This window comes from Frischella japonica (genome assembly GCF_014489845.1).
Taxonomy (GTDB): domain Bacteria; phylum Pseudomonadota; class Gammaproteobacteria; order Enterobacterales; family Orbaceae; genus Frischella; species Frischella japonica.
Window position 1 is genome coordinate 1 of the sequence record NZ_JABURY010000025.1, and the last position, 3,218, is coordinate 3,218.

General features: G+C 38.5%; 4 protein-coding genes. All 4 read left to right on the forward strand.

Annotated features, from left to right (window positions below; translation table 11 throughout):
- The coding region (locus FcAc13_RS11950) for a hypothetical protein (RefSeq protein ID WP_187756457.1) at positions 1-690 on the forward strand (690 nt) is incomplete at its 5' end.
- A 108-nt stretch (positions 691-798) separates the two neighbouring features.
- The gene (locus FcAc13_RS11955) at positions 799-1,479 is read left to right on the forward strand and encodes a hypothetical protein (protein WP_187756458.1); all 681 of its coding nucleotides are present in this window, start codon (positions 799-801) and stop codon (positions 1,477-1,479) included.
- Positions 1,480-1,587: 108 nt separating this feature from the next.
- Positions 1,588-2,274 (forward strand): hypothetical protein, encoded by a 687-nt coding sequence (locus FcAc13_RS11960; protein WP_187756459.1) that lies wholly within the window; start codon positions 1,588-1,590, stop codon positions 2,272-2,274.
- A gap of 108 nt (positions 2,275-2,382) precedes the next feature.
- Positions 2,383-3,072 (forward strand): hypothetical protein, encoded by a 690-nt coding sequence (locus FcAc13_RS11965; protein WP_187756460.1) that lies wholly within the window; start codon positions 2,383-2,385, stop codon positions 3,070-3,072.
- Positions 3,073-3,218 lie beyond the last annotated feature (146 nt).

The window sequence follows — 3,218 nt, forward strand, 5'->3', positions numbered from 1 at the left end:
ATGCAATTAAGCCGATTAAAATATGCCGTATTATTAGCGTTACTGCTGTTATTAAGCAGTTGTCAGGATTATAAGGGAATGAAAGCCCGTTTAGTCAATGGTTATCGAGGGTTAGATGCCTATTGTTTGTACGTTGGGAGAATAACAGGTTTACCCTATTTAGCCGAACCTATCACAGATGGAAATACGCAGGAAGATAATGATTTTTACACAAATAGATTAAATAACGAGCGGCTTCCCGCGTTTGAACAAGTGGGTTTATTAAGCTCAGTTCTGGCGGAGGGTAAAGATGGACAATTGTATCCGCTTTACAGTTTAACAGAAGAGGGGAAGCGTTATTATAAGCAATCCAAAGCTGCTTTAGTCAATCATCGGGATGATTTAAAAGATGCACAGTTCTGCTTTGGTCGGCGAGAAATTTTGGACGTGACGAATATCCGCGACCGGGAAACCGATTTGTATGGTGGACGTACCACGGAAACGATAGTCGATTTCACCTATAATTTATATGATGTGCCCGAGTGGGCGAGCCATCCGGCTTTGCGAAAAATTAGACAATATAATATTCATTTTAACGGTGATGAAATGAATCAAGAGGGGCAAGTGTACTTAACTAAAAAGGATGGCACTTATTATAATTATGGTACAGGTCGCTCAATAGGAACGGATCGAATAGGCTACTATTTATAATTGAATCCATTGATAGGACACGAGCACGAAAAGACCACAACGGTCATCACGAGCTTATCGATTTAGCGCCGCTGGTTCAAGAATATCACTATCAATAGGAGCAATAAGATGCAATTAAGCCGATTAAAATATGCCATATTATTAGCGTTACTGCTGTTATTAAGCAGTTGTCAGGATTATAAGGGGATGAAAGCCCGTTTAGTCAATGGTTATCAAGGGCTGGATGCCTATTGTCTTTTTGTCGGGCGAATTAATTTCCCTTATTTATCGCAACCTTATGGTTTAGGTAAGGAAAAAGAATATCAGGAGTATTATGATTCTCAAACTCATGAATTAAATGAACTATTACCGGTATTTGAACAAGTAGGTTTATTAAATTCAGTCACCGCAGAAGGGCAAGATGGACAATCTTATCCGCTTTACAGTTTAACAGAAGAAGGCAAGAAATATATAAGACTCAGTTATAGTGAAGAGAAAAGAATAACATATGCGCAGTTCTGCTTTGGTCGGCGAGAAATTTTGGACGTGACGAATATCCGCGACCGGGAAACCGATTTTTATGGTGGTCGCACCACAGAAACGATAGTCGATTTTACCTACAATTTATATGATGTGCCCGTGTGGGTCAGCCATCCGGCTTTGCGGAAAATTAAGTACTATAATATTTATTTTAACGGTGATGAAAAGAATCAAAAAGGGCAAGTGTATTTAACTAAAAAAGACGGTACTTACTACAATTATGGTACTAGTGTATCAATAGAGACAATTCGATTAGGCTACTATTTATAATTGAATCCATTGGTTGGACACAAGCACGAAAAGACCATAACGGTCATCTCGAGCTTATCGAGTTAGCGCCACTGGTTCAAGAATATCACTATCAATAGGAGCAATAAGATGCAATTAAGCCGATTAAAATATGCCGTATTATTAGCGTTACTGCTGTTATTAAGCAGTTGTCAGGATTATAAGGGGATGAAAGCCCGTTTAGTCAACGGTTATCAAGGATTAGATGCCTATTGTTTGTACGTTGGGAGAATAACAGGATTTCCTTATTTAGCCCAACCCGTCAACCTCTGGAGTAAAGAGAGTAAAAATCTTTCCGATAAAGAGATACTGGATGAATTATTACCGGCATTTGAACAAGCGGGTTTATTAAGCTCAGTTCTGGCGGAGGGTAAAGATGGACAATTGTATCCGCTTTACAGTTTAACAGAAGAGGGGAAGCGTTATTATAAGCAACCCAAAGCTGCTTTAGTCAATCATCGGGATGATTTAAAAGATGCACAGTTCTGCTTTGGTCGGCGAGAAATTTTGGACGTGACGAATATCCGTGACCGGGAAACCGATTTTTATGGCGGCCGCACCACAGAAACGATAGTTGATTTCACCTATAATTTATATGATATGCCCGAGTGGGCGAGCCATCCGGCTTTGCGGAAAATTAGACAATATAATATTCATTTTACCGGTAACCAACAAAATAAAAAAGGGCAAGTGTACTTAACTAAAAAGGATGGCACTTATTATAATTATAGTACCGGTACCGTAATAGAGCCTTACTTGCTAGGCTACTATTTATAATTGAATCCATTGGTAAAACACCAGCACGAAAAGACCATAACGGTCATTTCGAGTTTATCGAGTTGGCACCGCTGGTTCAAGAATATCACTATCAATAGGAGCAATAAGATGCAATTAAGCCGATTAAAATATGCCGTATTATTAGCGTTACTGCTGTTATTAAGCAGTTGTCAGGATTATAAGGCGATGAAAGCGCGTTTAGTCAACGGTTATCAAGGATTAGATGCCTATTGTTTGTACGTTGGGCGAATGGTAAACGGATTTCCCTATTTAGCACAACCGGTAGATATTTGGTTGGAAGAAGATAAAAATATTTCCGATAAAGAGATACTGGATGAATTATTACCGGCATTTGAACAAGCGGGTTTATTAAGTTCAGTTCTGGCGGAGGGTAAAGATGGACAATTGTATCCGCTTTATAGTTTAACGCCGGAAGGCAAACGTTATTATAAAACCAATAGAACAGCAGGATTTGTAAATATTGAAAATTTAAATGATGTACAGTTCTGTTTTGGTCGGCGAGAAATTTTGGACGTAACGAATATTTATGATCGAGAAACGGATTTGTATGGTGGGCGTACCACGGAAACGATAGTTAAATTTACTTACAACCTTAATGATGTACCGGCTTGGGTTAATCATCCTGCTATTAAGATGATCAGGCAATATAATGAAGATTTTACGGGAGATTTAAAAAATCTGAAATGGCAATTGTCTTTAACTAAAAAAGATGGAACTTACTACAATTATGCAACGAGTCCGGCAATAGAAACGACAACATTAGGCTACTATTTATAATTATCAATTGGTAAAACTCAAGCACGAAAAGACCATAACGGTCATCTCGAGGTTATCGAGTTAGCGCCACTGGTTCAAGAATATCACTATCAATAGGAGCAATAAGATGCAATTAAGCCGATTAAAATATGCCGTATTATTAGCGT

Coding starts and splice junctions, on each gene's coding strand:
- FcAc13_RS11955 (WP_187756458.1), top strand. CDS start 799: ATGCAATTAAGCCGATTAAAATATGCCATATTATTAGCGTTACTGCTG.
- FcAc13_RS11960 (WP_187756459.1), top strand. CDS start 1,588: ATGCAATTAAGCCGATTAAAATATGCCGTATTATTAGCGTTACTGCTG.
- FcAc13_RS11965 (WP_187756460.1), top strand. CDS start 2,383: ATGCAATTAAGCCGATTAAAATATGCCGTATTATTAGCGTTACTGCTG.